The sequence below is a fragment of the Vibrio sp. T20 genome (genome assembly GCF_007858795.1).
Classification (GTDB): Bacteria; Pseudomonadota; Gammaproteobacteria; order Enterobacterales; family Vibrionaceae; genus Vibrio; species Vibrio satsumensis.
This window is the reverse complement of the sequence record NZ_VFEB01000029.1, coordinates 1-318: the sequence shown is the minus strand read 5'-3', so window position 1 is coordinate 318 and position 318 is coordinate 1. Positions and strand designations below refer to the sequence as shown.

The following is a 318-nucleotide window of genomic DNA, read 5'->3' as shown; positions in this document are numbered from 1 at the left end:
TGAATATAAGTGGGAAGATGCAGTTAAAGGAACGACTCGTTATTTGCAAGATAAAGGTTACGTTACCGATAACTACGCAGACGCGATCATTCAGTCAACGCATGATAGTGGACCTTATTATGTTCTTTGTCCAGGCATTGCTATGCCTCATGCCCGTCCAGAAGCAGGTGTACTAAAGACTGGGTTGGGTATCCATGTTTTTCCAACCCCAGTTGATTTCGGTTCAGAAATGGGACCAGCGAATGTCTTATTAACATTAGCTGCAAAGGATTCAGATGCACACATCGAGGTTATTCAAGCACTTAGTGAAATGTTAGT

General features: G+C 42.5%; 1 protein-coding gene. It reads left to right on the top strand.

The features are described 5' to 3' along the window. On the top strand, positions 1 to 318 hold a 318-nt coding region (locus tag FTW16_RS01475), incomplete at both ends, for a PTS sugar transporter subunit IIA (protein WP_146489808.1).